The organism is Rhizobium sp. BK312 (assembly GCF_014193605.1).
GTDB lineage: Bacteria > Pseudomonadota > Alphaproteobacteria > Rhizobiales > Rhizobiaceae > Rhizobium.
Genome location: NZ_JACHZP010000004.1, coordinates 387,020 through 412,045, shown reverse-complemented (window position 1 = coordinate 412,045; position 25,026 = coordinate 387,020). Strand labels below are relative to the sequence as shown.

The 25,026-nt window shown below is 58.7% G+C and carries 23 protein-coding genes and 1 pseudogene; 9 read left to right on the top strand and 15 right to left on the bottom strand.

From position 1 onward, the window contains the following. Positions 1–50 precede the first annotated feature (50 nt). From FHT85_RS14180 to FHT85_RS14165, 4 genes are all read right to left on the bottom strand, one after another. Positions 51–875: a sugar phosphate isomerase/epimerase family protein gene (locus FHT85_RS14180; protein ID WP_112336949.1), complete on the bottom strand. Its 825-nt coding sequence runs from the start codon at positions 873–875 to the stop codon at positions 51–53. Between the two features lie 29 nt (positions 876–904). Beyond that, positions 905–2,080 carry a dihydrodipicolinate synthase family protein gene (locus FHT85_RS14175; RefSeq protein ID WP_112336950.1) on the bottom strand — a complete coding sequence of 392 codons (1,176 nt, stop codon included), beginning with the start codon at positions 2,078–2,080 and terminating at the stop codon, positions 905–907. Positions 2,081–2,092: 12 nt separating this feature from the next. Beyond that, the gene (locus FHT85_RS14170) at positions 2,093–3,250 is read right to left on the bottom strand and encodes a Gfo/Idh/MocA family protein (protein ID WP_112336951.1); all 1,158 of its coding nucleotides are present in this window, start codon (positions 3,248–3,250) and stop codon (positions 2,093–2,095) included. A 129-nt stretch (positions 3,251–3,379) separates the two neighbouring features. Beyond that, the gene (locus tag FHT85_RS14165; RefSeq protein WP_112337128.1) at positions 3,380–4,087 is read right to left on the bottom strand and encodes a TetR/AcrR family transcriptional regulator; all 708 of its coding nucleotides are present in this window, start codon (positions 4,085–4,087) and stop codon (positions 3,380–3,382) included. Between the two features lie 288 nt (positions 4,088–4,375). Here FHT85_RS14165 and FHT85_RS14160 point away from each other — a divergent pair, with 288 nt between their 5' ends. Beyond that, the gene (locus FHT85_RS14160; protein ID WP_112410817.1) at positions 4,376–5,587 is read left to right on the top strand and encodes a TIGR03862 family flavoprotein; all 1,212 of its coding nucleotides are present in this window, start codon (positions 4,376–4,378) and stop codon (positions 5,585–5,587) included. 20 nt (positions 5,588–5,607) lie between these two features. On the opposite strand, the gene FHT85_RS14155 is transcribed toward FHT85_RS14160, so the two are convergent. Together FHT85_RS14155 and FHT85_RS14150 are read right to left on the bottom strand one after the other, a co-directional pair. Continuing rightward, the gene (locus FHT85_RS14155; RefSeq protein WP_112410897.1) at positions 5,608–6,561 is read right to left on the bottom strand and encodes an NAD-dependent epimerase/dehydratase family protein; all 954 of its coding nucleotides are present in this window, start codon (positions 6,559–6,561) and stop codon (positions 5,608–5,610) included. A 186-nt stretch (positions 6,562–6,747) separates the two neighbouring features. Further along, entirely contained in the window at positions 6,748–7,134 is a 387-nt protein-coding gene (locus FHT85_RS14150; RefSeq protein ID WP_112410816.1) for a VOC family protein, read from the bottom strand. A 25-nt stretch (positions 7,135–7,159) separates the two neighbouring features. Here FHT85_RS14150 and FHT85_RS30935 point away from each other — a divergent pair, with 25 nt between their 5' ends. Both FHT85_RS30935 and FHT85_RS14140 read left to right on the top strand, forming a co-directional pair. Then, positions 7,160–7,432, top strand: coding sequence for a hypothetical protein (locus FHT85_RS30935; protein ID WP_312861344.1), 273 nt, complete (start codon positions 7,160–7,162; stop codon positions 7,430–7,432). A gap of 122 nt (positions 7,433–7,554) precedes the next feature. Continuing rightward, positions 7,555–8,601 carry an isopenicillin N synthase family dioxygenase gene (locus FHT85_RS14140; protein WP_112410815.1) on the top strand — a complete coding sequence of 349 codons (1,047 nt, stop codon included), beginning with the start codon at positions 7,555–7,557 and terminating at the stop codon, positions 8,599–8,601. A gap of 61 nt (positions 8,602–8,662) precedes the next feature. Here the strand turns inward: FHT85_RS14140 and FHT85_RS14135 are convergent, their stop codons facing one another. Together FHT85_RS14135 and FHT85_RS14130 are read right to left on the bottom strand one after the other, a co-directional pair. Continuing rightward, positions 8,663–8,983, bottom strand: coding sequence for a 2Fe-2S iron-sulfur cluster-binding protein (locus tag FHT85_RS14135; protein ID WP_112337131.1), 321 nt, complete (start codon positions 8,981–8,983; stop codon positions 8,663–8,665). 29 nt (positions 8,984–9,012) lie between these two features. Next, the gene (locus tag FHT85_RS14130; RefSeq protein ID WP_112410896.1) at positions 9,013–10,245 is read right to left on the bottom strand and encodes a cytochrome P450; all 1,233 of its coding nucleotides are present in this window, start codon (positions 10,243–10,245) and stop codon (positions 9,013–9,015) included. Positions 10,246–10,368: 123 nt separating this feature from the next. Here FHT85_RS14130 and FHT85_RS14125 point away from each other — a divergent pair, with 123 nt between their 5' ends. After that, positions 10,369–11,241 carry a helix-turn-helix domain-containing protein gene (locus FHT85_RS14125; protein ID WP_246779987.1) on the top strand — a complete coding sequence of 291 codons (873 nt, stop codon included), beginning with the start codon at positions 10,369–10,371 and terminating at the stop codon, positions 11,239–11,241. Positions 11,242–11,396: 155 nt separating this feature from the next. Further along, positions 11,397–12,323 carry a cation diffusion facilitator family transporter gene (locus tag FHT85_RS14120; protein ID WP_112410814.1) on the top strand — a complete coding sequence of 309 codons (927 nt, stop codon included), beginning with the start codon at positions 11,397–11,399 and terminating at the stop codon, positions 12,321–12,323. Positions 12,324–12,427: 104 nt separating this feature from the next. Here the strand turns inward: FHT85_RS14120 and FHT85_RS14115 are convergent, their stop codons facing one another. The 3 genes from FHT85_RS14115 to greA form a co-directional block, all read right to left on the bottom strand. Then, entirely contained in the window at positions 12,428–13,594 is a 1,167-nt protein-coding gene (locus FHT85_RS14115) for an acyltransferase (protein ID WP_312861343.1), read from the bottom strand. 116 nt (positions 13,595–13,710) lie between these two features. Beyond that, positions 13,711–14,532 (bottom strand): class I SAM-dependent methyltransferase, encoded by an 822-nt coding sequence (locus FHT85_RS14110; RefSeq protein ID WP_112410894.1) that lies wholly within the window; start codon positions 14,530–14,532, stop codon positions 13,711–13,713. Between the two features lie 96 nt (positions 14,533–14,628). Beyond that, entirely contained in the window at positions 14,629–15,111 is a 483-nt protein-coding gene (gene greA / locus FHT85_RS14105; protein WP_112410812.1) for a transcription elongation factor GreA, read from the bottom strand. A gap of 235 nt (positions 15,112–15,346) precedes the next feature. On the opposite strand from greA, the gene FHT85_RS14100 reads away from it, so the two are divergent. Further along, positions 15,347–15,973: a LysE family translocator gene (locus tag FHT85_RS14100; RefSeq protein WP_112336959.1), complete on the top strand. Its 627-nt coding sequence runs from the start codon at positions 15,347–15,349 to the stop codon at positions 15,971–15,973. A 27-nt stretch (positions 15,974–16,000) separates the two neighbouring features. Here FHT85_RS14100 and FHT85_RS30545 read toward each other — a convergent pair. Continuing rightward, positions 16,001–16,248, bottom strand: a pseudogene (locus FHT85_RS30545) (GNAT family N-acetyltransferase); the annotation flags it as partial. Between the two features lie 545 nt (positions 16,249–16,793). Here FHT85_RS30545 and FHT85_RS14095 point away from each other — a divergent pair. The 3 genes from FHT85_RS14095 (at position 16,794) to FHT85_RS14085 (ending at position 19,848) form a co-directional block, all read left to right on the top strand. Then, a complete protein-coding gene (locus FHT85_RS14095; protein WP_112336960.1) occupies positions 16,794–17,600 on the top strand; it encodes a WecB/TagA/CpsF family glycosyltransferase in 807 nt (268 codons plus the stop codon). Continuing rightward, positions 17,597–18,850, top strand: coding sequence for an FAD-dependent oxidoreductase (locus FHT85_RS14090; RefSeq protein ID WP_112336961.1), 1,254 nt, complete (start codon positions 17,597–17,599; stop codon positions 18,848–18,850). The genes FHT85_RS14095 and FHT85_RS14090 overlap by 4 nt, the downstream gene beginning before the upstream one ends. A 251-nt stretch (positions 18,851–19,101) precedes the next feature. Then, entirely contained in the window at positions 19,102–19,848 is a 747-nt protein-coding gene (locus FHT85_RS14085) for a hypothetical protein (RefSeq protein ID WP_112410811.1), read from the top strand. Positions 19,849–19,971: 123 nt separating this feature from the next. Here the strand turns inward: FHT85_RS14085 and FHT85_RS14080 are convergent, their stop codons facing one another. From FHT85_RS14080 to FHT85_RS14070, 3 genes are read right to left on the bottom strand one after another with little or no spacing between them, the layout of a single operon-like run. Next, a complete protein-coding gene (locus tag FHT85_RS14080; RefSeq protein ID WP_112410810.1) occupies positions 19,972–21,525 on the bottom strand; it encodes a hypothetical protein in 1,554 nt (517 codons plus the stop codon). Positions 21,526–21,584: 59 nt separating this feature from the next. Further along, positions 21,585–22,712, bottom strand: coding sequence for a glycoside hydrolase family 5 protein (locus tag FHT85_RS14075; protein WP_112410809.1), 1,128 nt, complete (start codon positions 22,710–22,712; stop codon positions 21,585–21,587). A gap of 2 nt (positions 22,713–22,714) precedes the next feature. After that, positions 22,715–24,880 (bottom strand): GumC family protein, encoded by a 2,166-nt coding sequence (locus FHT85_RS14070; RefSeq protein ID WP_112410808.1) that lies wholly within the window; start codon positions 24,878–24,880, stop codon positions 22,715–22,717. Positions 24,881–25,026: the final 146 nt, after the last annotated feature.

Here is a 25,026-nt window from a genome sequence, read left to right as displayed (position 1 = left end):
GGGCCGCCTGCTGGCCCGGTTTTTTGTTGTCGATCCTGGGGTGCTGCCACTCAGCAGGCGGTGCGAAAACGCTCGATGCAGGTGGAGAGAACCTCCGCGCCCGGCCGCTTCCACCAATTATTCTGCGAGAAAATCTCGACTTCCTGCAGGCCGAAGAAGCTGGCCCTCTCGATCTCGGCGCGAATACGCTTCAAGTCGATGACGCCATCGCCCATCATGCCGCGATCGAGCAGCAGATCCGTGGTCGGCACCAGCCAATCGCAGATATGATGCGCCAGAATACGTCCGCCGGCGCCGGCGCGCGCGATCTGCTCATAAAGCTTCGGATCCCACCAGACATGGTAGACATCGATCGCGACACCGATGCCGTCGCCCAGAAGATCGCAGATGTCCAGCGCCTGCTCCAGCGTGTTCACGCAGGCACGGTCGGCCGCATACATTGGATGCAGCGGCTCGATCGCGAGCGGAATGCCGGAGCTGCGCGCATGCGGCAGGATCGCGGCGATACCATCGGCCACCATCTCGCGGGCGTGAACGATATCCTTCGATCCCTCTGGTACGCCTCCGACGACGAGAACCAGGCAATCGGCATTCAGTGCCGCCGCTTCGTCGATCGCCCGCTTGTTGTCGTCGATTGCAGCCGCTCTGCCCTCGGCGCTTGCGGCAGGAAACATGCCGCCGCGGCAAAGGCCGGTGACTTTCAGCCTGTTATCGGCAACGATGCGGGCGGCTTCGGAAAGCCCGATCTTATGCACCTGATCGCGCCAGGGCGCGATCGCGACGATATCCTGCTTCAGGCAGGCCTCGACCGCCTGGCGCATATCATATTGCTGGCGCACCGTCGCCAAATTGACGGACAGACCCTCAATGGCCATAGCGATTTCCTCCTCCGGTCCCTTTTCCGCTATTCGATGCCGACGGTGGCAAGGATCGTCTTCATGCGATAGGTCGCCAAATCCGGGTCGCGCAGCACGCGCGCCGCATCCGCCAAACGGAAAAGCTCCGAAAGATGCTGGATCGATCGGGCGCTCTGCTGCCCGCCGAGCATCTGAAAATGGTCCTGGAAACCATTGAGGTAAGCAAGAAAGACGACGCCCGTCTTGTAGAAGCGCGTCGGCGCCTTGAAGATATGGCGCGATAGCGGGACAGTCGGCGCCAGGATCTCGTGGAAGGCGTCGAGGTCGTTCTGAGCGAGCTTTGCGAGCGCCGCACTTGCGGCCGGCGCGACGGCATCGAAGATACCAAGCAAGGCATGCGAATAGCCCTGGTCGTCGCCCGCGATCAGTTCGGCGTAGTTGAAATCGTCGCCGGTATACATCTTGACCGACGGATCCAGCCGCCGGCGCATGACGATTTCCTTCTCTGCCGACAGTAGCGAAATCTTCACGCCATCCACCTTGGCCGCATTCTGGTTGATGATCGCGGTCGCGGTTTCCATGGCCCTCATGTCATCGGCGGAGCCCCAATAGCCTGCCAGCGCCGGATCGAACATCGAGCCGAGCCAGTGAATGATGACAGGCTCTTTGACCTGACCAAGGATGCGGTCGTAGACACGGATATAATCATCCGGGCTCTTGGCGGCGGCGGCAAGTGCCCGGCTCGCCATCAGGATGACACGGCCGCCCTGCCCTTCCACATAGGCGATCTGTTCCTCATAGGCGCGAATAACGTCATCGATCGTGACATCGGCGCCGGGCTGCAGATGATCGGTGCCGGCGCCATAGGCGATCACCGCATCCGACCGGCCACGGGCGGCCGACTGTGCGTGCGCAATCAGTTCTTTTGCGCCGCTCCAGTCGAGCCCCATGCCGCGCTGGGCGGTATCCATCGCCTCCGCCACGCCGAGGCCGAGGCCCCAGAGATATTCGCGAAAGGCAATCGTGCGCTCCCAGTCGATATTACGGTCAAGCCAGGGATCGTTGTCCGCAAGCGCATCGACCACGACGTGCGCGGCAGCATAGGCCACGCGATTGAAGTGATGACCGCCCGCCGGCTTCACCGGCGCGATCAACGGCTCATTGACGGGCGTGAAGGCAGCAATGGTGCCGTCCGCCCTGGGCAAGTGAAGACTTCTCTCCATGAGGCCAGCCTCCTAGCGAGCAGAAAGAGAAGGCACGTCGACCCAGCGACGCTCCGCCCAGCTCTTCTGTGCCAGCTCCGCCAGCTGCACGCCCTTGGAACCCTCGCGCAGCGTGAACTTCCAGGGCGCATCCTCTGCGACATGGCACAGGAACTGCTCCCACTGCGCCTTGAAGCCATTGTCGAAGGCCTGCGTGTCGGGCACCTCTTCCCAGGTATCGAAGAAATTGATTGGCTGCGGCTGATCGGGGTTCCAGACCGGCTTCGGCGTATTGACGCGGTGCTGCGTCCAGCAACGCATCAGACCGCAGACGGCCGATCCATGGGTGCCGTCGACCTGGAAAGTGACGAGATCGTCGCGACGGACGCGCACTGCCCAGGAGGAATTGATGTGGGCGATGACGCCACCTTCGAGCTCGAAGGTTGCATAGGCGGCATCGTCGGCATCGGCGACATAGGTGTTGCCGTTCTCGTCGACGCGGCTGGGAATATGCGTCGCGCCGAGGCAGCTGACGGATTTTACTTCGCCGAACAGGTTGTCGAGCACATAGCGCCAATGCGGCAGCATATCGAGGATCATGCCGCCGCCGTCCTTTTTGCGGTAGTTCCAGGACGGACGCTGCGCCTTTACACCCCAGTCACCTTCGAAAACCCAATAGCCGAACTCGCCTCGCACGGAGAGAATCTTGCCGAAGAAGCCGCTGTCGCGCAGCATGGCGATCTTGCGCAGCCCAGGCAGGAACAGCTTGTCCTGAACAACACCGTTCTTGACGCCGCGGCGCTCGGCAGAGGCTGCAACCGAGAGCGCCTCCTCCAGCGTCTCGGAAATCGGCTTTTCGCAATAGACATGCTTGCCGGCGGCAATCGCCTTTTCGAGAAGCTCGACGCGCATCTGCGTCGAACCGGCATCGAAGAAGATCGTATTGCTGGGATCGGCAAGAGCGGCATCAAGATCCGTCGTCGTCTTCGAAAGACCATGCTTGCGGGCGATCGCCTCGATCTTTTCGGCATTGCGGCCGATAAGCAGCGGCTCGGGCATCAGCCGGTCGCCGTTCGACAGAAGAACGCCCCCCTGTTCGCGGATCGCCAGAATAGAGCGCACGAGATGCTGGTTATAGCCCATGCGGCCGGTAATGCCGTGCATGATGATGCCGATCGGCTTCGTTGCCATGAGTTTCTTCCTCCCGTAAATAACTATATAGTTACATAACTGACACGGCGAGCCAATGCTGTCAACGGCCATCGTCAATGGCCGCAGCGGCAATCATCCATCGTTGCGGAGCTTGTTACCTTAAGGATTTTAGGGACGCAGATAGGCGAAAATCACGTCGACGATATGCTCGCCCCAGGCATCGATTTCGCTCTTGTCCGAGAGGTTGCGGCGGAAGATCGTGGAAAGCGTCCAGCGGTTGGTCAGGAAAAATGAACCGAGGGCCGCAATGCTCATATAGATTTTCACCGGATCGCAATCGCTGCGGAATACGCCTGTCGCTGCGCCGCGATCGAGCAGGCCGGAGATCTCGGAGACCAGCGGCGAGTGCAGCTCGAAAATGCGTGCCGAACGCTTCAGGAAGCGGGCCTTATGCATGTTTTCCGTGCTGAGAATCCCCAGAAACTCGGGATGATCCAGGAAATATTGCCAGGTGAAGACGACCAGCTCCCGCATGCCGTCGGCGGGCGAGCGATGCGAGAGATCGAGCCGCGCTTCTGCCGAGCGAATAGCGATATAGCTGCCTTCCAAAACGGCGACGTAGAGCGCATCCTTGCCGCCGAAATAGTGATAGAGCATTCGCTTGTTGATTTTCGCCCGTTCGGCGATGGCATCGACGCGCGCACCGCCATAGCCGCGCTCGGCAAACTCCTTGGTCGCGGCCGCCAGAATCGCCTTGCTGGTGCGTTCCGCATCCCTGAGACGGGGCCGTTCCGAAGCTGTGCGCGAGGGGGTTTGCTCTGCATTCGCAAGGTCTGCACTCTTTGCGCTGCGCTTCACGGTCTTGGCTTCCGACATCATGGCTCCCGGCGGCATTTCGTAAGGCTTATGCGGCCCATCCTCGCGCCGATAAGTAACCGATCATCGCATAAGTTGACAGCCCCCGGCGAATCGAAGGCAATAGTAACCATATGGTTATATCGATTTAAATGCGGATATGACGAAGGATACGGAGAAGAAACGTGGAATTTCCGCCGCTGCCGTAACCATCTGAACGACGATGAAATTGGCCCGGACACGGCGACGATCTTGCGTTCTGCCCCCATCCGGCCCTAGAGAACAATAGGCAAGCGGCACCGGGTCAGCATGACAAAAAAACAAATCGCAATCATTGGCGGCGGCCCTGCGGGATTGATGGCGGCAGAGACCTTATCGGGGCTTGGCCATCGCATTGTGGTCTATGACAGCATGCCGACGGTTGCGCGCAAGTTTCTGCTCGCCGGAAAATCCGGTCTCAACATCACGCATTCGGAAGACTACAGTGTTTTTGCCACCCGCTTCGGCGCTGCCTCGTCCCGATTGCGCCCGGCACTGGACGATTTCCGGCCCGATGACGTCAAAGCCTGGGCGGAAGGTCTGGGAACGGAGACCTTCGTCGGCTCGTCCGGCCGCGTCTTCCCGAAAGTCATGAAGGCATCGCCGCTGCTGCGGGCCTGGCTGGCAAGGCTGGAAGCACGCGATGTCAGCATCATGACGCGGCATCGCTGGTGCGGCTTCGAGAACGGCAGTCTGGTCTTCGAGACGTCAAAGGCGCGCGAACTTATGCGTCATGACGCCGTTCTGCTCGCGCTCGGTGGGGCAAGCTATGCCCGGCTGGGCTCGGATGCGGCATGGGTCAGCTGGCTTCGGGGCGAAGGCATCGATATCGCCGCGTTTCAACCGGCCAATTGCGGTTTCGACGTCACCTGGAGTGCGACGTTCAGCGAACGCTTTGCCGGGGAACCACTGAAAGCTGTGACGGCGACATCGCAGGCAGGGACTTTCCCCGGCGAATTCGTCATCTCGAAAACGGGGATCGAGGGCAGTCTGGTCTACGCCCATGCCGCCTCGCTGCGCGATCGGTCGGCAAAAACGGGCGAGGCCTCGCTCGTTGTCGATCTGGCGCCCGGACGCAACGAGGAGCGTTTGGCGCGAGATCTGGGACGGCAGGATCCCAAGGCCAGTTTCTCCAGTCGCCTGCGCAAGGGCGCTGGCATCGAGGGCGTCAAGGCGGGCCTTTTGCGCGAGCTTGCCGAACCCGCAGTTCTCTCGCACCCGGAAAGTCTTGCCCATCTGATCAAGGCTTTGCCGATTCCGTTGCTGAGGCCGAGGCCCATTGCCGAGGCCATCTCGTCCGCCGGCGGCATCCGATGGGATGAGCTCGATGAGCGCTATATGTTGAAGAAGCTCCCCGGCATGTTCGCCGCCGGAGAAATGATCGATTGGGAAGCGCCGACCGGCGGCTATCTTCTGACGGCCTGCTTTGCGACCGGGCATGCAGCGGCAAAAGGCATGGATGCCTGGCTCAAGAACCGCTGACGAGGCTTAAAGCCGGCCTTTCAGCCGAGCCGGCCCTTCTCCATCAGCCAGGCGACCGCCTCCTGGACTGCCTGCAGAGACGTATAGCGCGGCCGGTATCCGAGTAGCCGTTCGGCCTTGGCGATCGAGCAATTCGGGCTTCGGGCCACATGTTCCCAGGTCGCCTGCGCATCCTCCGCCGATTGGCTTTCCGCCCATTTTTCGTAAGGCAGAAATTCCAGCTTCGGCTCATGCCCAAACCAGCGCGACATGGCTTCGGCATAGCCTCTGAGCGTCAGCGCACCGCTTGAAACCGCGTGGAAAGCCTCTCCCGTCGAAACCCGCCAATTGGCGATAGCGCCCATGAACATCTGCGCGACATCATCGGCATGGACATGATGAACCGTCTCCAGGCCGAAATTCGGCAGGACCAGGGTTTCACCGCGCGCCAATGTCGAAAACGCCGACAGGTTGAAATGCCCGACGGGATTGAGAGGTTCCCAGCCCGGACCGACGATATGGCCGGGATGGATCAGGGTTGCGGGAAATCCCCTGCGCCGCGCTTCCTCAAGCAGATGCGCTTCGATCGCAGCTTTCTGGATGCCATAATCGCCGAAGGGCCGCTTCGGCGCCTCTTCCGGCGTCGGAACCACGGTCGAAAATCCATGTGTCCAGATCGTGCCCGTATGCAGGAAATGGCCGACATGATCGGTGAGCGCCTCTGTCAGATGCCTTGCGCTGTCGAGCGTGAAGCAGATCATGTCGATGACGATATCCGGCTTCAAGGCACGAATGGCCGGGCCGAAGCTGCCATCCTTCTCCATGGCAGCGCGATCCATCGCGACCATTTCCACTTCGCTCCACGCCTTGTTCGGCGAATAGGGCTTAGCCTGGCCGCGGCTGATCGCCACCACCTCATGCCCGGCTTCGACCAGCCGCGGCACCAGATAGGTGCCGACATGGCCCGTTGCACCGATAATCACCGTGCGCGTCATGATATCCTCCCAATGGCCGAGATCGAACGCCGGCAGCTGCCGACGCTCAAGACGTGATCTGGCCGATGAGAATAGGAGAGCAAGCGGTTTTGTCATCCCCACCGATGATGCAAAAAGACGCTCATCACTGTCTTTGCGGCCATTTCAGATGACCATGGTGAATGGACTGGTCGAAAGCGGCAGGGATCAACCGCCCATCATGTCCAACTGCGGCTCGCCGATCTCCACTGCATGGCCGTCCGGATCGTAGAAACGGAATACGCGCTGCCCCCATTCCTGCCTCTCGATCGGATGAATGAGATCGACATGCGGCGCTATCGCTTCGAATGCCGCATCGACGTCCTCATGTTCGAAATAGAGAAGGATATTTCGCCGCCCATAGGGCCTGGATGCTTCGCCGTTCGCGCCCCAGACCGTTTTCTCCAGCGACTTTCCGTCATGGATCGCAAAGCCGGTCTCGAACAGCACGAAGTTGCCGAAGTCGTGCAGGATCCTGAGGCCCAGCAGATCGCCATAGAATGCCTTCGAGCGTCCGATATCGCTGACAAAGGGGATTGGATTTACGAAACGCATCGCCGGGACCCGATTGGATTAGAAAATGGGGCAGGAAGAAACAACCTTTAAACTGCTTTGCTATATCCCGGAACCGGATGCCGATATCCGGCACATGATTTCCCATTCGCCGCACAATCGGAGGCCATCCATGGCAGAAGCCGCACGAACTATGATCGTTATGGATTCAGGAACATCCCGCTTTCAATTGCGTGCCGGCGCATTGATCAGCTCCAACGACCATATCCTCGCGAGAACGGCGGCTGTAAAAACCATTCCAAAAGATCAGCGATCTTTGAGATTATCTTCTTTGCCTTAGTTACGAAGGGCTTCTAGCCTCGTCTCAACCCATAAGGGCGATTTGCGTCATCATAGCTCGAACACGGCAGGCGATGGCATTGCGACCCGAGAACAAAGACGAGCTTGAAAGAGGAAACCTCATTGACCTCCCATACCGCGCCGACCGGCTCCGATACATCACTGCCCACGCTCGATCTCCAGCGCTTCTACGCCTCGTCCTCGGAACGCCGGGCATTCGTCGCGGAGCTTCGCAAAGTGCTCTACGACCATGGTTTCTTCTATCTGACCGGCCATGGCGTCGACCCCAAACTCATTGCCGATGTCGTTGCGACGGCGAAGCGCTTCTTTGCATTGCCGCTTGAAGAAAAGCTCAAGATTGAAATGGTGAGGTCGCCCCACTTCCGCGGCTACAACCGCGCCGGACAAGAGCGTACCCGCGGCGAACAGGATTGGCGCGAACAACTCGACATCAACACCGAAAGCGCACCCTTCGAGATCGGCCCTGATACGCCAGCATGGCGGCGGCTGCAGGGGCCGAACCAGTGGCCGGAAGCTTTGCCGGAACTCAAGCCGCTGCTGCTTGCCTATCAGGCAGAGGTGACGCGCATCGGCATCGATATTCTGAAGGCGACCGCAGCGGCTATCGGCCAAGCGGAAAACGTCTTTGCCGATATCTATGAGCCGCAGGCCTCGCAGCTTCTGAAGATCATCCGCTATCCCGGCCGCGATGTCGCCGAAACGGATCAGGGCGTCGGCGCTCACAAGGATGGCGGCTTCGTCACCGTGCTGTTGCAGGACACCGTGCCCGGTCTGCGGGTGCGCACGGAAGACGGCGTCTGGATCGATGCGCCACCGGTTCCGGGCACCTTCGTCATCAATACCGGCGAATTGCTCGAGCTTGCGACAAACGGCTTCGTGCGCGCCGATGTGCATGACGTCGTCGCACCGCCTGCCGGTGTCGAGCGCTTCTCCGTCGCCTTCTTTCTTGGCTCCCGGCCTGATGCGACGATCCCCGTCATCGAACTACCGGAAGAGTTGAAGCGATCGGAACGCGGCATCTCGGTTGATCCCCTGAACCCGATCTTCCGTGAAGTCGGCCAGAACCAGCTGAAGAGCCGACTACGCTCCCACCCGGATGTGGCCCGCGCTCACTATGCCGATCTCTTGGCATCGGAACAGTCAGTTTAGGCCGATCCATCAAGATCGAGGTGAGGTCGCTATATCGGCCACCTCCTCTCGAAGCTAGTTCCTAGTGCTGGCTATCGGGCACGATGACCCGCATGCCGTCGACGACATTGCTTGCGAGGATTTGACAGCTTAGGCGGCTATTCGGCATCGGCTCCATCACGAATTCGATCATCATCGCTTCCTCCTCGGAAGGCGATGGCAGACGATCGAGATGAGGCTGCTCGATGTAGCAGTGACAGGTGCCGCAGGCCAAGGCGCCGCCGCATTGCGCCACGATGCCGTCGATGCCGCTCCTGACGGCGATGGCCATCAGCGTCTCGCCCTCCTGTGCCTGGACGCGCGTCTCGCGGCCGGCGGAATCGATGAACACGATTTCACACATTGCATTCTCCATATTTTCGGCAAATCCGCTCATGCGGCGATGAGGCGAATGTCCAGACGTTTCGGTCCGCGCACCGACAGGCCACGCTTATAGGCGGGATTGTCGTCCAGCAGTTCGATCGAGCGAGTGCGCTGCAGAAGTGTCGAGAAAATGATCTCCATATCCAGCCGGGCCAGATGATTGCCGAGACAGAAATGTGCGCCGCCGCCAAACGCCAGATGGCGATTGGGCGTGCGCCCGACGTCGAACTCGTCGGGCGACTCGAATTGTTCGGGATCGCGATTGGCCGCGCCATAGAGCAGACCGATCTTCGTACCCTTTGGCAACAGCTTGCCGGCAATCGTCCTTTCCTCGGTCAGATAGCGATGGAAGAATGGCAGCGGCGACTCGAAACGGAACATTTCCTGAATGGCGGTCGACATCACCGTCGGCGTTTCACGCAACATCTTCAAAGCATGGGGATATTGCAGCAAAGCATGCATGCCGCTGCCCAGCACATCGATCGTCGAGCCATGCCCGGCCATGAGGATCAGCATGCAAGTGGAAACGAGTTCGTCTTCGGTAAGCTCTCCGGCGGCATGCGCCTCGGTCAGCCGACAGAGAAGATCGTCGCGCGGCGTGCTTAAGCGCTCGGTAATGAGTTCCTTGAGAAGTTCGTAAAACTCCGTCGTCGCACGTTCGGCGATAGCCTTGCGCTCCGCGCTGCGATCGACGTCGAAATATTGCACGACGTCTTCCGACCACTTGCGCAGTTGGCCGGCATATTCCTCCGGCACGCCCAGCACCGAACCGATAATGTGGCCCGGAACCTGCGAAGCAAGATCCTCGACGAAATCGATCGTACCTGCCTGCAGGAGACGGTCGAGCAGACGGTCGACGAAATCCTGTGTCATGCCGCGCTGGCGCGCGACGAGCGCAGGCGTAAATTCACGAAAGACCTTGCGGCGCAGACGGTCGTGGGTTTCGCCATCGGAATCCAGCAGGCTGAATTGCACGAAACGGGAATGGTTCGGCATGTCATGCCAGTTCTGCCGAACCTTCTGCTCCCGTATTTCCTCCGGTGAGAGAAAGAATTCGAGAGACCGCACGAGCGTCTTGTCGGCGGCAGCGGCAGCCACATCCTGATAGCGCGACAGCAGCCATATGTCGAACTGCTCATAGTAGACCGGACCCGGGCTGGCGCGCAGCACGCGGTAAGACGCATAGGGATCGTCCGTAAACGCCTGCGAGAGCGGATCGAATGCTGGAGTTGCCATCGGCATGATGAGGACCTCATCCAATCTGGTTCATCGGCCATAGAATACAGCGTCAAACGACGAAAGGACATGGATGCGAGCCGCAGCCATATGGATAAAACTCTCATTCCGAAATAGAATTAAGTCGCCATGACCCATGAAGCGATTTTACCAGAGACCCTCCCTCTCGACGACGTCTTCTTTCAGACTCCGGGCAAGTTGTCCCGGGTGTTTCCTTACACGCTTCTCGCCGCCGGGCGCCGGGTTTGCACACCTGCTGAAATGCCGATCGCCCATCGCTTCAACCATCACACCCTGGTCCTTACTCTCAGCGGAAAAGGCCTGCTGCAGGTCAATGGGGTTTCGAGCTTGCTGCATGAAGGGACGATCGCCTGGCTCGATTCCTCGATGCTTTATTCGCATCGCTGCGAGCCGCGCCATTCTCACTGGTCCTACCTATGGCTAGGTTTCGTCGGATATGGGCTCGATACCCTGTTCGACAGCCTTGATGTGATCGGCAATCCGATCTTCGACACGGCCAACACCCGCGATCCAAAGGCGCTGTTCGAAGGCATCCTGCAGGAAGTAGAGACGGGTAGCTTTCTTGCTGACAACAGATGCTTTGCCCTGCTGGCACAGTTGATTTCATTCCTTGTATCCGAGCGCGCCGAAAGCAGCGAACTCAGCGCCTCCGTACAACGATTGCAACGGGTTATGGAATTGGTCCGCGCCGACTTGACACGCCCCTGGGCGATAGAAGATCTCGCGACCGCCGCCAATCTAAGCCAAGCGCAATTGTTCCGCCGCTTTCGCCAGAGAATGGGAACGACGCCTCTGGATTGGCTGCGCCATGAGCGTGTGAATGCCGCAAAGCCGTTGCTGGTCGTAACGGACGAGCAGATCAGCCGGATAGCCGCCCGATGCGGCTACCCCGACCCCTTTCACTTTGCCCGCGACTTCAAGAAGCTGGTCGGCGTTACTCCCAGCGAGTTCAGACGGCAGGGCCGGAGCGCGAGGCCATGAGGCATGAGAGATCAAATACCGCTCGGTTTCTGAGCCAAGGGCTCCTCGACATAGCTAACCCGATTGGCGCGGCGCATATGACGGGCTAAGAGTTGCGACAGCTCACACCCGCGTCTTTCCGAAACGAACGCCGCGCCCTAACCAGGGATTGAAAAATGACGACCGAACAAAGCGTTCTGCGCATTTCCATTATCGTGACGTTCGTTCTCGCCGTCGCCGGTATTGTCTTCGGCCTTCTCTCCGGCTCCTACGCAATCGTCTTCGATGGCATCTACGCACTGACGGATGCGAGCATGACGATCGTTGCGCTGGTCGTTTCCAATCTGATCGTATCTTCGGCGACAAACACAACCGCCGCCGGCAAATTCGCCAAGCATTTCACCATGGGTTTCTGGCATCTCGAGCCCATGGTGCTCGGCCTCAATGGCGTGCTGCTGACGGGAGCAGCAGTCTATGCCTTGATCAACGCCGTCGGCAGCATCATGAGCGGCGGACGGCATCTTTCTTTCGATCAGGCCATCATCTATGCCGTCCTGACCATGATCATCGCCTTCCTGATGGCCGCCTATGCCACGCGAGCGAACAAGACCATCGGATCCAACTTCATTGCACTGGATGCCAAGGCCTGGGTGATGACCGGCAGCCTCAGCGCCGCATTGCTCCTCGCCTTCATCTTCGGCTTCTTCATCCAAGGAACGAAGCTGCAGTGGATGTCGCCCTATGTCGATCCGGTCGCCCTAGCTCTCGTCTGCCTCATCGTCATTCCCATGCCGGTCGGAACGATCAAGCAGGCATTTGCCGATATCCTGCTCGTGACGCCCGCGGATCTGCGGGACCATGTCGACCGCGTAGCGGCTGAAATCGTTCAATGCTACAATTTCCTGTCCTACCGCTCCTATGTCGCGCGCGTCGGCCGCGGCAGGCAGATCGAGCTTTACTTCATCGTGCCGCCGGATGGACCAGCGAAGAAGCTGGAGGAATGGGACCATATCCGTGACGAGATCGGCGAAGCGATCGGTGGCGAAGGCCCGGACCGCTGGCTGACGATTGCATTTACGACCGATCCGGAATGGGCCGATTAAGCGCCGCCGCACCCGCCAGTCTACCGATACTACAGAGCGAAGATCGACCAAGCCGCGATGCACAAAATGCCGAGGCAATTTGGCAAGAGCACCCGCTAAAAAGATCAGGCGCTCTCAGTATCACCTCGCGAAAGAGGAGCGGCCGCTGTCTGCTTGTTCCGTAGAGAGCGAAGCGCGAGGCCCTGAACGCGGCTCGTAAGCGGCCTCTCGACATATCTGAAAAGCGCCTTGGCAAACATGGCGGCGACAAGCGTCGCAAAAACGACGAACAGTCCGAGAGGAAGCCCTGCCCCGATCACTTTCTCCCATATCGCGCGCAGCGGCCGCAGGATGAAGGGATGGACAAGGTAGAGGCTATAGGAGGCGTCCCCGAGCGCGACACCCCAAAGGACGGGCCGCCTTTGAGGCAGGACGGGGCCGATCGCGGCCGCCAGAACGAACAGAGCCGCAGGCACACCGCTTCGCAGGAATTGCGGCAGGGCCGCATCGTTCCAAAGAGTCGAGATATGCACGAAGCCAAGGAGCCCGATGGCGGCCAGCCCAAGTGCCCAGCCGCCGCCGATCCTTACTCCACTGCGGAAAATCAGCGCGACATAGACGCCGAAGAGGAACTCCAGAATGATCGGGTTCGTCCAGAACGCTATCTGCACATGCTGGGGATCGATGAGCCTTCCGACAAGCGCCATTCCGACCATGAGAACCGACAGCCATAAGACGCCCAATCGTATCGGCAGCAGAAGTGCCGCGGCGAAAAAGACGTAAAACAGCATCTCGTAGTTCAGCGTCCAGCCGAGGGCGAGCACCGGCCTAATCTCATCGACGCCGCGCCCGGATGGAATGAAGAAATAGGATGCCAGGACATGGGATAGGGAACCGATAGGAACGGCAAGAAGCGAGGGGGCCGCAAGCGCGCCAAGCAACAAGACGCTCGTCAGCAGCCAATAAAGCGGGACCACACGTGCGCAGCGCCGCAGGAAGAAGCGGAGCGAAGCGCCGCTCTTGCCGAATTCCGACGCGGTCGTATGGGTCATGATGAAGCCGGAGAGGACGAAGAATATATCGACGCCGAAACCGAGATTCCATGCGGAGCCATCGACCACTGCACGTCCTGTTGCTGCCGCCAGCATGCCCGTCTCGTGCAAGCCATGGGCAACAACCACGGAAGAGGCGGCGAGCGCACGCAATACCTGGAGATTCACGAGCGTGTGGGTGGATTTGCTGGCAGCTTGGCCCGCATCCTCACTCTCAAGTATTTTTCTATAAAACCTCACCGGAAATCTCGGCAAATATCGTCTTGGATCCCGCATTTTCTATCCAAAACGATATAACAACTCGTCGCTGCCTGCATAATTGCGCAGCGCTGCTTTAAATTATAGTTATTCTTCAGTTAAGCTTCACCCGCGGTCGCCAATATGACATGCGCCTGAATTTTGGCCGCAACTTCGCCACTACCATGTCTTGCTTCGATCGCGGCGGCTGCATAGTCGGTCGCAGCCTGCAGCTTCCCCGCTTCCCTGGCCTCGATTTCGTTGCGAAGCAGGGTTCCCTGACAATAGGCGATGGCCGGAATGCGCGGTGAGGACGCGCGGCTCTGCTCTGCCCTCGTTTCGATCACGATTTCAGAGAAACCGGCATCCTCGAGATCGCTGCGGATCCGGTCCACATCGTGATAGCCATGCGGCGTGCGCGCCAGAAAACGTGGCGGATCGTTCGGGAAAATCCGTGCCAGCGCCTTCGTCACGTCGTCGGCGAAAACATTATCCTCGATGCGATCCCATACGTTGAACAGGAAATGTCCGCTTGATTTCAGAACGCGCTTTGCCTCGCGATACGCCGAGATGCGATCGGGGAAGAACATAGCGCCGAACTGGCAGACGACGAGATCGAAGGCCGCATTTTCGAACGGCAGCGCCATGGCATCCGCTTGCCGCCAAGTGATGCGCCCGTCCGGCTGATGTCGCGAAGCGGCATAATCTAGCATCGGCTGGTTGAGGTCGGTGACGACGTAGCTTGCATCGGAGGATAGTTTCGGCGCCAAGGCGCGGGTGACAACTCCGGTGCCTGCGGCAATTTCCAACACTGTGCGCGGCTTGAGAGATCCGGCGCGTTGTGCAATGTCTGCCGCATAAGGCTCGAAAATCAACGGCACCATATAGCGGTCGTAATTTTCCGGAATCGAGCCGGCGAATATCTTGTCTGCCTCCAACATCGCCATCACCCGCTGTGCACCTGATAGACCGCAATATTAGCACATCGCGACAGACGCGTCATTCAGGCTCTGAAGAGGCCCCAAATACCGGAGAGGCTATTCGATCGCGGTGATTTCCAGCTCGTCATTGCCAAGGCTCATGACGTCTCCCACCCTCTTCCCCATCAACAACCGTGCAACGGGCGACACATAGGAAATCGATCCTGCCTTAGGATCGGCTTCATCTTCGCCGACGATGCGGTACGTCTGCACGCGGCCATCTTCACGGCTGAAGGTTACCTTGCTTCCAAAGGCAACGATCTCGGTTGAGGTGGGCGTCGCAATGACTTCAGCGGTTCGCAGTCTTTCCGCGAAATAACGGGCATCGCGCAAGGGAATGGCCGTCTGCCGGCGGCGCTCGTTGATATCCTCGATGGCGCTTGCCGTTTCATAGGCTTTGCGTGCCTCCTGAAGCTGAAATTCCAGAGCCTTCAACCCCGCTTCCGTGACGAGGTTCGGATGTGGAGAAATGGGCCGGTCGGGCAGCACGGTTTCCGCCGCCGTCTCAGCGCTTTCTTCCTTCATGAACGCAGTGCTCAACTTCAAACTCCATTGCGAGCTACAACCAAATCAGCCTCGTACTATAGACCAGATGGCTATGCCGGAGGAATAGAACGACCGCTGGAAAGCCAGCGCGCCGAAAGAGGCCCGAACCCGACATGGCTGTTGCAAGGATCTCCAGATCGATTAATCTTCAAGCCAGCTAAGAATGGCGGATGCCAAGTTTCTATGTTGCCTAAGGGATTTGCCGCGGCACGCAATTTCAGAGAGATCGATGGTCAGCCTCGGTGTTTTGACGACTTATATGGTGGTGGTGCTGGGCCTGATGGTCATTCCCGGGCCTGCTACATTGCTCACGCTCGCCAGAGCGGTCAGCGGCGGCAAGCGCGTGGGATTGGCAACCGGCATCGGCATCGCTGCCGGCGATCTTTTCCATACGATGATGGCGACCTTCGGGTTGTCGGCCTTGCTCGCCACGTCCGCACTGGCCTTCGAGATCGTCAAATATGCCGGCGTCATCTATCTGATCTATCTGGGGTTCAAGGCTTTTGTCGAGAAAAGCGGCAGCATCGATCTGCCGACTGCGCAGGCCATTACCCCTATGCGTGCGTTTCGCCAGGGTTTCTTCACCGAGATCCTCAACCCGAAAACAGCGCTTTTCTTCCTGGCCTTCCTGCCGCAGTTCATTCATCCGGAAAGTGGGTCCGTCATCGGGCAATTCGCGCTGCTGGGAGCGATTTTCGTCATCCTCAGTATCGGCGTCACCTCGCTTCTGGCGGTCGGCGCCGGCTCGATCGGTGGCTGGCTGCGCCGCAACCGCACGATCGGTCGATGGCAGGGAAAGGTCATCGGCACGATCTATGTGGCTTTGGGTCTGAGGCTCGCGCTGCAGCAGCAGTAACCCGCCTTTGCGGCGACTACCGGAAAATCAAACCGGCTGCCGCTTGACGACTGACAAGTTCATCTCCGAGCGGATGCGAAAATCCATCGCCTCATAGAGAGATGGCCGGTACATTCATAGTATAAGCATGCAGATAGGCGGTCTCGCCGCAGGCCGCGATCTCACCAGCTGCGAAATGGAAGAGCAAGGCCCCGAAGGCCGCGCCGCTGAAAATCGGGATGGGTGCAGAGGCCGCTAAGCTCGGCAAATCCCGTCTGCCGCATGTTGGAAGATGCACCCTGCAATCTCAATGATTGCACTCACCGGACAGCTCCAGCAGCTGCGTCGCATCGCTGCCCAAAAATGCGCTAACGCCATGGTCGTATTCCGTTTGGATCCGGCACGCGGCGACAGCATCACTTTGACAGGAAGCTCTGCCGACCCGCTCCTTCGCAGCCGCGAAACGCTATCATCACTCCTATTACCCCGCGCGAACGGAATTACTTGCGAGCGATCAAGCCTCTGAAATTATTTCAGAAATATCCGTGCCTTCCTAGGCAATCCGGCCTGGAAAAGAATTTCAGTTTATACGAATATTATTTATTTAGAAATTTACATATTAACTGAATACTAATAAACGCCTTAACTTTCCAACCAATATTAGCTAACCATTACGCAATCGGAGGTAATGGATGTGCAAGATATTAGTACAGACTCTCAAAATTATTCAGAAAGAGCTTACTCAATCAACAATAGCGCCGAGAAATCAGACCTCGGCGAGGCAGAGGCCACCCGTGCACATCTTGTTTCCGAAAAGCAGATTTCAAATCAGGAGAGCCAAATGCAGCCGGCCGACGCGCCCGAACACGCAGCCGCCATTCCCGCTCAAGATTATCCGCTTGTGCTTCCAAGCGTGCTGATCGGCGGATTGCCCATCACCGTCGTCAATCGGCGCAATGCCGCCTCCTTCATGATCGATGTGGCGCGCCGCCGCCGCGACAGCCGGCCCTATTACTTTACATCAGCCAATGGCGAGGTCGTCGCGCGCGTTCATGCCGATGCCAATATCGCCAAACTCTTCAAGGAAGCCGATCAGATCCTGGCTGACGGCCAACCCCTCGTCATGGCCTCTCGCCTGCTCTGCCGAGTACAGCTCCCCGAGCGCGTGGCAACGACCGACCTGTTCCATGATGTTGCCGAACTGGCCGAAAAGAAGGGCGTGAGCTTCTATCTCCTGGGAGCGAGCGAGACCGCAAACCATCAGGCCGTTGCCGCCGTGCAAACCCGTTATCCCGGCCTGCGCATCGTGGGTCATTGCCACGGCTATCTTGCGGGGGAAGCTCTGGAGCAGAAACTTGATGAAATCAACGCACTTGCTCCCGACATATTATGGATCGGTCTTGGTGTTCCGCGCGAGCAGATATTCGTGCACGATTTTGCCGCACGGCTTGCCAATGTCGGCGTCATCAAGACCTCGGGCGGGCTCTTCGATCATCTGGCGGAGAAAACGAAGAGAGCGCCCATGTGGATCCAACGGGCCGGCTTCGAGTGGTGCTGGCGCATGCTGATGGAGCCCCGCCGCCTGTTCTGGCGCTACCTGACGACCAATCCTTACGCCATCTACGCGATCCTGAGGTATTCGAAATGATGAACAGGCGATATCCCGAACCGTCGGCCACCGAAACGGACACCGACATAGCCATCGTCGGTGGCGGGCTTTCCGGCACGCTTACCGCCTGCCTGCTCGGCCGAGCGGGATATCGGGTGACGCTCATTGACCGTCATCGCGTCTTTCCGCAGGAGTTCCGCGTTGAGAAAATCGGTCGTGGAGAGATCGAAAAACTCGAGCAGCTTCAATTGCTCGCGCCCTTGTTCAAGGTTGCTGCGCCCTTCGACGACATCGTCAATCTGCATAGGGGGCGCATATTGGATCGGACACACGGCCAGCATTATGGCTTTTTCTACAACAGGCTCGTTGGCGCGATGCGCGCGGCATTACCGGAGACGGTGAATTTCGTCGTCGGTCAAGTCACCGGCTTGCGGACGAGCGCCAAGCAGCAGCGGATTTCAATTCTCGGCAAGGATGAACTGACTGCTCGCCTATTGGTGCTCGCAACCGGTATGGGGGATATGCTCCACCGGGATCTTGGCATTTCGCACAAATCGATCGGCGAGAGGCGCCCTCTTGCATTCGGCTTCAACATTCGTCCGCTGCAATCCAATAGATTTCGCCATACAGCCCTGCGCTATCATGGAGACGGTGACGGCATCGATCGTCTCGATCTATTTCCGGTCGCCGATGCAACACGTGCCAATCTTTTCCTGTTTCGCGATCCACGAGATTCCTGGGTCAGGTCACTGCATGACGATCCAAAGCAGGCGCTCATCGCCGCCTTCCCATCGCTCGTCGATCATTTTGGCGACTTCGAGATTGCCAGCAGAATCGACAGCTGGCTCACCGAAATTACGCTGGCCGAGAATTGCCGACAGGACGGTGTCGTGCTCATCGGAGACGCCTATTTGACCTCCTGCCCGGCGACCGGCCTCGGCGTCAGCCGGCTTCTGACCGATGTTGAGCGCCTATGCCGCACATATGTCCCGCAATGGATGACAGAAACCGCTATCGATCATACCAGGATCGCCGCCTATTACGACGACCCGGAAAAGGCTGATATGGATATCGGTTCGGTGCAAATGGCCGATCGCCACTTCAATCTGACCGCGAAAACCGATGTCGGGTGGCGTCTGCGCCGCCAGTTCCATTTCACGCGGCGACGCATCCTATACGGCATCGAAAGCATAAGTCCTGCTCTCGCCGCAAAGCTTCATCAGCTCAAGACGATACGCACCAGATCTACGCTGCGATCCGCCGTGCTGGACTCTAAACCCGCGGCATAGCTGGGGCGACAAGCAAGAAACACTGTTTCGAGAAATATTCACTAATAGAAATAGTGTATGTCTCCAAAATGCGAAAAACGCGACGCTACATTGATAATATTACGGAGTTTATCATGGCAGTTTTAGGCGCATTTCCTCCCGGACTTACTTGCCGACCAATCGAGGAGAGCGATTGGGATGGTATCATCGATTGTCTCCGCAGAAATTTTCCGACGCGCGATCGAAGCTATTGGGAGCGCGCCGTCACACGGATGGAAAAACGGCCTTTCGTGCCCGATCTGCCGAAATACGGCTTCGTTCTGGACATGTCCGGACGCATCGTCGGTGTCCTGTTGGCGCTTTATTTCCGGCATGAAGGATTGGAAGGAGAAGAGCTCCGCTGCAATCTATCAAGCTGGTCTGTCGATCCGGAATACCGCGCTTTCGCCGGCAAGATGGTTATCGCGGCGCTCAGACGAAAGAATGTCACCTACATCAACGTTTCGCCGGCGCCGGGAACGATAAAGGTCAATGAAGCGCTCGGCTTTCGCCGCTATGCGGATGGGCAACTGGCGTTTCTGCCGATGCTGAGTGCTGTGAGGCAGCCTTATCGGGTGCTCGAAGCAAGTCCCGGCCTTGCCGAAATGTCGATGCTCTCGGAGGGCGATAGGGAGATTCTTCTCCAGCATGCGGCACTCGGATGCCTGTCGTTGATTTGTGTCGATGGCGACGAAGCCTTTCCCTTCGTTTTCAAGACACGCCGCATCTTCCATGGCATTGTCCCGAGTGCTCAGGTAATTTACAGCCGCACGCCAGAGGAGCTCAGCCGGTGTGCCGGCGCACTTGGTCGCCATCTCCTGCGAAAAGGCATATTTCTCTGCGTCGTCGACGCGAACGGGCCGGTGTCCGGTCTCGTCGGACGTTACTTTGCCGGAAGCGGAACGAAATATTTCAAAGGTCCGAAACCGCCCTCGCTTGGTGACCTGACATTCACGGAGCTCGTCATCTTCGGCTCCTGATTATTGATAAAGAGCCGAGGTCGGTTTTTTGCAGCTTCCGCAAAGGACTGTGCACAGTCCAATCTGGCTATTCGTTCCACCGAATGAACGGCGCCATGCAAGCAAGACAGAAGATCAACAGGCTCAAAGCGAGGGCGACGGCATATGCTCGCCCGGCTGGCTGGACATGCCTCGCGAAATACCGAGCAAGCGCCATCGCGTTCCAAAGGAAACACCGACAAGCAGAAGACAGAAGCCGAGCGCGAGCGGTGAGAAGAATGCCTCTTCCTGCAATACCGCATTGGATGCAATCGTGATGATCGCGACGAAGGCAAACAGGAAATCCGGCTCACCGGTGGCGAGCAGCTGCCTGCGGGCCGACAGCGCCAATGCGGCAAGAAAGCCGAAGAAGACGAAACTGCCCATGCCCATCTGGTAGAGCATGACGCCAACAGCGCTTTCAACCGGGACGGAGGCGACGCCCTCATCCTGCGCCCGGTCCCAATCGAGATTGAGGCTCGTACTCGAAAGATTGCCGCCGATCCCCAGGCCCTGCCCGAACGGATTGTGCAGGAATTCGCGAACGCCTGCGATCAGGCCGAGAACATGGTAGTCGCCATGGGTGGCGCCGAAGAGGATGGCGGCGACCGTCCAGACGACCGCAAGCGCGACGACGGCAAGCAGCGTCAGTTCCGCGCGCGATGGGCGATAGATCAGCCGGGCGCCGATCGCGACAAGCAGCATGAATGTCGCGCCTTTGGAGCCGATGACGAGCAATAGCGGCAAGGCCGCAATCGGCAGCAGCCAGCGCCCCTTGAAGAGGAGCCAGGCAGACATGATGCTCAAGCCGTAGGCATAGCTGATCGGGTGAAAATTCGGGCCGCCATTGCGGAAGATCGGCGGAAACAGGTCGCTGAACAGCTTGATGTTGAAAAAGGTCGTCATCATCGTGTCTTCGATACCGCGAAGCACGAAACCGGTCTCCCTCAGCTTCTTTTCCCATACACCGGCCTCGATCTGAGCCTTCAGACCACGGTGAATATAGAGATCGCCATGAAACAGGCTAAGGAAATCCATCCGGAAAATCTGTTCCAGATAACCGTAGATGATGGCAACGGCGCAGAGCCAAAAGATGCCCTTGCGCAGATCAACGGGATAGAGGCTGGCTGCGAGAATGGCGATGTGGAAACATGCAAGTGGGGTGATCGTATTGCGGAAATAGATGACGGCATCCTTCGGCCCGCCATGAACAGCGCCGAGCGCAAGATAAAAGCTCACTATACCGCAGAGCACGAAGCTGAATGTCAGCCACGGCCGCAATTCGGTCAGAGCTCTCACCCGATACTGGAAAGAAGCCATCACGAAGGCGCCGAATGCAGTCATGAGAATGACGAAATTGGCACCGCGCAACGCATCGAACGTATTGTGGTCGGGCACGAAAGGCGTGAACCAGGCGACCACGAGATTTTGATAGAGAAAAGAGCAGGCAACGACGATCGGGATGCAGCCGGGCTGAGCAATCGACAAAACCAGCGTCAACGCGAATGTCGCGACAACCCCGAACGGCGTCCAGACAGCGAAGGCAGAGACGGAAGCGACGACCGCGAGGATGGCGATGAAAAGATGGAAAAGGGCGTCCGAACGAAGTCCGCTCAGGCCTCCCGCCCCGAAGCCGGCGCGACCTCCGGTAACGCTCATCGCCAATCTCCATTTATCCGCATCAGTTGCCGTTCCACATGGCCATATTCCGCCGCTTTTCAGCCGCCATTGCTGTCATCCAGAAGTGCCGCGATCATGGCGTCATCGAAGCCCTCAATGCTGCCTCTGCTCCTGATGATGCCAAAACCTTGATCAAGCTCCCAATAGGCCCAGCCGATCTTGTTGCTCTCGGCCGCCTGCCGCACGGCCCGAACCCAGAACCGACGGCTTTCGGCATCGACGCAGAAGTTGAGGACGCCGAACTCGTTCATCATGACAGGGCAGTCATATGTCTCGGACCAGCGCCTCAACTTCATAAATTCGGCGGCGATCGCAGCCTCCGTCCAGGGTGTCGCCAATTGTTCCTCGATAAGGCTTGCCGCCTGCTCGTCCCCGGCCGCTCGCAGCTTTCCGATGCTCTGCTGTACCCGCGGCGTCTCGATGGTCGCAGGAAAGGGCAAATTCGAAATCTGCGCCAGTGGCGACGCATCCCAGGTCTCGCATTGATGAGTGAAGGCCGTGGGTGAATAGAAATGAATGGCAGCAATCTGATTATCGTCGGCAAGGGGCGGCGTCTCGCCTATTTCCCAGATGCCCTGAGAGGGTGATGGCCCCCAGATCAGCGTATGGTTAGGACATTTCGATCGCACGACCTCGGCAAGCAGTTGCCTTAGTTGAAGCCACGCGTCATTTCGCAGAGGCGGCTCGTTCAACAATTCTGCATAGACCATCTCATCCGAAAGGTTCGCAAGGACGCTGCCTAGCGCCATCCATGCCTCGGCCGCCCTTTGCGAACCGGCCTCGAAATCCTGACGGAGAGCCGTATGTAGACTTTCGGAAGGATGCATGTCGGCAAGGACCGAGAAGCCCAGCCGATTGAGATCGGCCACGCCAGCCTCGATGCGACGGAGGGTGGTCGTATCACCTGCCGACAAGAGATCGCCATTGATCGGCAAACGGATCGTTTGAAAGCCCAATTGACGAAGCTTTTCGAGCACAGGCTCGCTTGGCGCCACGCCATCGCCGCGATCGAACCATCCCGGCAGATTGATGCCGCATGAAGGCACGATGGGCTTGGCCGCCACACGGGCCGCGCCGGCAGCCGGAAGAGCAGCCAGAATGGAGCCGCCTGCCAGCTTGAGAGCGCTTCGGCGTGATAGCAACGTCGATCGCAAGCTGCGCCCCACGGTCACCCCCTCGCAGAGATTCGGCTGCCCTGCTCTCCGTCGTCAGCCGATCGGATCGCTCGCACCACCTCGCCACCTTGCGTCTCTGTCTGCTCCGGTGCAATTGTCAACGTGGCGCTGCGCCCGATCTGATCGGCATCGAGGCGCTGACGAAGCAAGCTGGTGATTTCCCCCGCTTCCTCGGCCGGGCTGAGCGCAAAAAGCATGAGATCCGCTTCGGCAAAAAGCGCGGGATCCCAGCTGCCAACGATGGAAGGTCCCATCAGAAGCACGAAATCGAAGGAGCCGGCAGTCGCCAAAATGTCGTCGAGGCCGAGGTCTCCCGGCGGCTTCCCATTCTCGGCAACTTGCCTGTTGTACACGACCGTTCGCAGACCGCTCGCGCCGCTCACGAAGACACCGTTGCCGTTACGCGCCGATGCTCCCGGACCCGGCTGATCGCCAAACTCGACCACAAGCACATTCTGTTCGGCCTGCTGGAGACCGATGCCGACGATTGCCCCCGCAAGTCTCGCCGCAACCGGCGTATGAAGCGATGAGACCAACAGCACGTAAGGCTTCGGATGCTCGGTCAGATGCAGAATGATGCGTCGCATGAGCTGCAACACATTCCGCGAAAAGGCTTCGTTTCCGGCCTGGAAAAAGCGTCTTCGCATCGCGCGGATGCTGAGATAGGCGCCGGAGCCGGCAAGACCAGGCAACCGATACTCTCCAAGATTAACTGGCGCCAGCACCGGCTCCGGTTTTACGGTCTCCTTTACGGCATGCCGAGGAGGCTCGACGCCGAGGAGGCTGCCTCTTATGGGGCTCGTCGGATCTTGCTCCGGCTGATGTTTGGGGCCGCGCACCAGGGCAAGACCACAGCCGATGATAAGGCCAAGCGCTGCACTGACCGGCAAGAGCAGCAGCGGCTTGGGCCAGGTCGGCTGCACCGGCGGAGCGGCAGCGCTGATTACCCGCGCCTCCTGTAGCTGCAGGCCCTGCATCTGCGATGTTTCCTCGGCGCGCTTCAGGAAATCGTCAAGGACAGTGCGCGCCGCCTTCGTCTTCGCCTCCAGCTGCCGCAACTGCACCTGCGCGGCATTTGAGCTTTCCAGCTTCTGGCGGAGATCATCGAGCTTTGCCTGAAGTGCTGTGACGTTTTGCGCGGCGAGATCGGACTTCGCCTTCAATTCCCGCGTGATCCGCTGCGCCTCGATGGTCATGAGACCCTGCATCCTGTCCAGTTCGGATCGCAGCCTTTTGATGATCGGATGGCGCGGCTGATACATGGCCTCGTAATTGGCGAGGTCGGCCGCCCGTTGATTATAGTTTTCGCGGAGTTTGACCGTCGCCTCGGAAGACAGGATTTCCGAAAGCTTGGCAAGACCCGCCGGTGAGGTGCCTGCGGCAACCGCCTGGGCATATTTATCCTTGGCCTGGTCCGCCTCGCTTCGCGCGCTGATCAACTGATCCGTAAGCTTGTCGATCTGGGACTGCAGCGTGCCTCCGGCGGAAGCATCCAGAATCTGATGCGAGACCTTGAAATCTCCGACCTCCTGCTCGGCATCGCTGACGTTCTTCTGGAGATTGCCGATCCGGCTCGCAAGCAGGGAGTTTACGTCGCTGTTTGCAGTTTCTCGCTCCCCCGACAGACCGGCCCTGTAGCGATTGACAATCGCATTGGCGATCCGGGCCGCTTTGTCGGAATAGCGGGATGCGAAACTGACATCGATGACATAGGTAAGCCCGGCACGCTCCACGGTGACGGCACGCTGAAAGCTCCTGAAGATCGAATCCTTCGTGGGATGCGAATCCAGACCGATACGCGACAGCAGACCGCCGCTTGCAAATTCGGGATCGTTTTCGATGTTTTCGCTCTCAAAGACCTTCATCAGCAGGTCGCGCGATTCAATCACGAATACCTGGCTCGCGATGGCCGCGCTGTCACTGCCGATGCCGGGCAGAACATTGTTGAGATTCGTCGCGCGCGGATCGCGTGGATCGATCATGACGGAAGCTGTCGCGGTATAGCTCGGCTTTGCCACCACAAGGTAAGCCAGCGCCAGCAGGAGCACGGCCAAAGTGCTTGCCAGCACGGTCAGCCAGCGTTGCCACAAGATGGTCCACACGGCACCGACATCGAACAGCGGCGGAAGCGAGCGCTCGTCAATGTTAAACGGCTTCATCCAGTTCCTCTCCGCGGGCCGCGGGTCTCCGGCTCATCACACATCACTAAATTCAGTATTAGTGAATAATGTTAATCATCCGTTGAATTTACACCAGAGCGTGTGATCAACTTCAGATATCGCAAGTAACCATGTTGCGACTTCGT

What these genes read in the sequence shown, in the direction of transcription:
- FHT85_RS14180 (WP_112336949.1), bottom strand. Translation starts at nt 875, where the DNA reads ATGGCCATTGAGGGTCTGTCCGTCAATTTGGCGACGGTGCGCCAGCAA.
- FHT85_RS14175 (WP_112336950.1), bottom strand. Translation starts at nt 2,080, where the DNA reads ATGGAGAGAAGTCTTCACTTGCCCAGGGCGGACGGCACCATTGCTGCC.
- FHT85_RS14170 (WP_112336951.1), bottom strand. Translation starts at nt 3,250, where the DNA reads ATGGCAACGAAGCCGATCGGCATCATCATGCACGGCATTACCGGCCGC.
- FHT85_RS14165 (WP_112337128.1), bottom strand. Translation starts at nt 4,087, where the DNA reads ATGTCGGAAGCCAAGACCGTGAAGCGCAGCGCAAAGAGTGCAGACCTT.
- FHT85_RS14160 (WP_112410817.1), top strand. Translation starts at nt 4,376, where the DNA reads ATGACAAAAAAACAAATCGCAATCATTGGCGGCGGCCCTGCGGGATTG.
- FHT85_RS14155 (WP_112410897.1), bottom strand. Translation starts at nt 6,561, where the DNA reads ATGACGCGCACGGTGATTATCGGTGCAACGGGCCATGTCGGCACCTAT.
- FHT85_RS14150 (WP_112410816.1), bottom strand. Translation starts at nt 7,134, where the DNA reads ATGCGTTTCGTAAATCCAATCCCCTTTGTCAGCGATATCGGACGCTCG.
- FHT85_RS30935 (WP_312861344.1), top strand. Translation starts at nt 7,160, where the DNA reads ATGGGGCAGGAAGAAACAACCTTTAAACTGCTTTGCTATATCCCGGAA.
- FHT85_RS14135 (WP_112337131.1), bottom strand. Translation starts at nt 8,983, where the DNA reads ATGTGTGAAATCGTGTTCATCGATTCCGCCGGCCGCGAGACGCGCGTC.
- FHT85_RS14130 (WP_112410896.1), bottom strand. Translation starts at nt 10,245, where the DNA reads ATGCCGATGGCAACTCCAGCATTCGATCCGCTCTCGCAGGCGTTTACG.
- FHT85_RS14125 (WP_246779987.1), top strand. Translation starts at nt 10,369, where the DNA reads ATGACCCATGAAGCGATTTTACCAGAGACCCTCCCTCTCGACGACGTC.
- FHT85_RS14120 (WP_112410814.1), top strand. Translation starts at nt 11,397, where the DNA reads ATGACGACCGAACAAAGCGTTCTGCGCATTTCCATTATCGTGACGTTC.
- FHT85_RS14110 (WP_112410894.1), bottom strand. Translation starts at nt 14,532, where the DNA reads ATGTTGGAGGCAGACAAGATATTCGCCGGCTCGATTCCGGAAAATTAC.
- FHT85_RS14100 (WP_112336959.1), top strand. Translation starts at nt 15,347, where the DNA reads ATGGTCAGCCTCGGTGTTTTGACGACTTATATGGTGGTGGTGCTGGGC.
- FHT85_RS14095 (WP_112336960.1), top strand. Translation starts at nt 16,794, where the DNA reads ATGCAGCCGGCCGACGCGCCCGAACACGCAGCCGCCATTCCCGCTCAA.
- FHT85_RS14090 (WP_112336961.1), top strand. Translation starts at nt 17,597, where the DNA reads ATGATGAACAGGCGATATCCCGAACCGTCGGCCACCGAAACGGACACC.
- FHT85_RS14085 (WP_112410811.1), top strand. Translation starts at nt 19,102, where the DNA reads ATGGAAAAACGGCCTTTCGTGCCCGATCTGCCGAAATACGGCTTCGTT.
- FHT85_RS14080 (WP_112410810.1), bottom strand. Translation starts at nt 21,525, where the DNA reads ATGAGCGTTACCGGAGGTCGCGCCGGCTTCGGGGCGGGAGGCCTGAGC.
- FHT85_RS14070 (WP_112410808.1), bottom strand. Translation starts at nt 24,880, where the DNA reads ATGAAGCCGTTTAACATTGACGAGCGCTCGCTTCCGCCGCTGTTCGAT.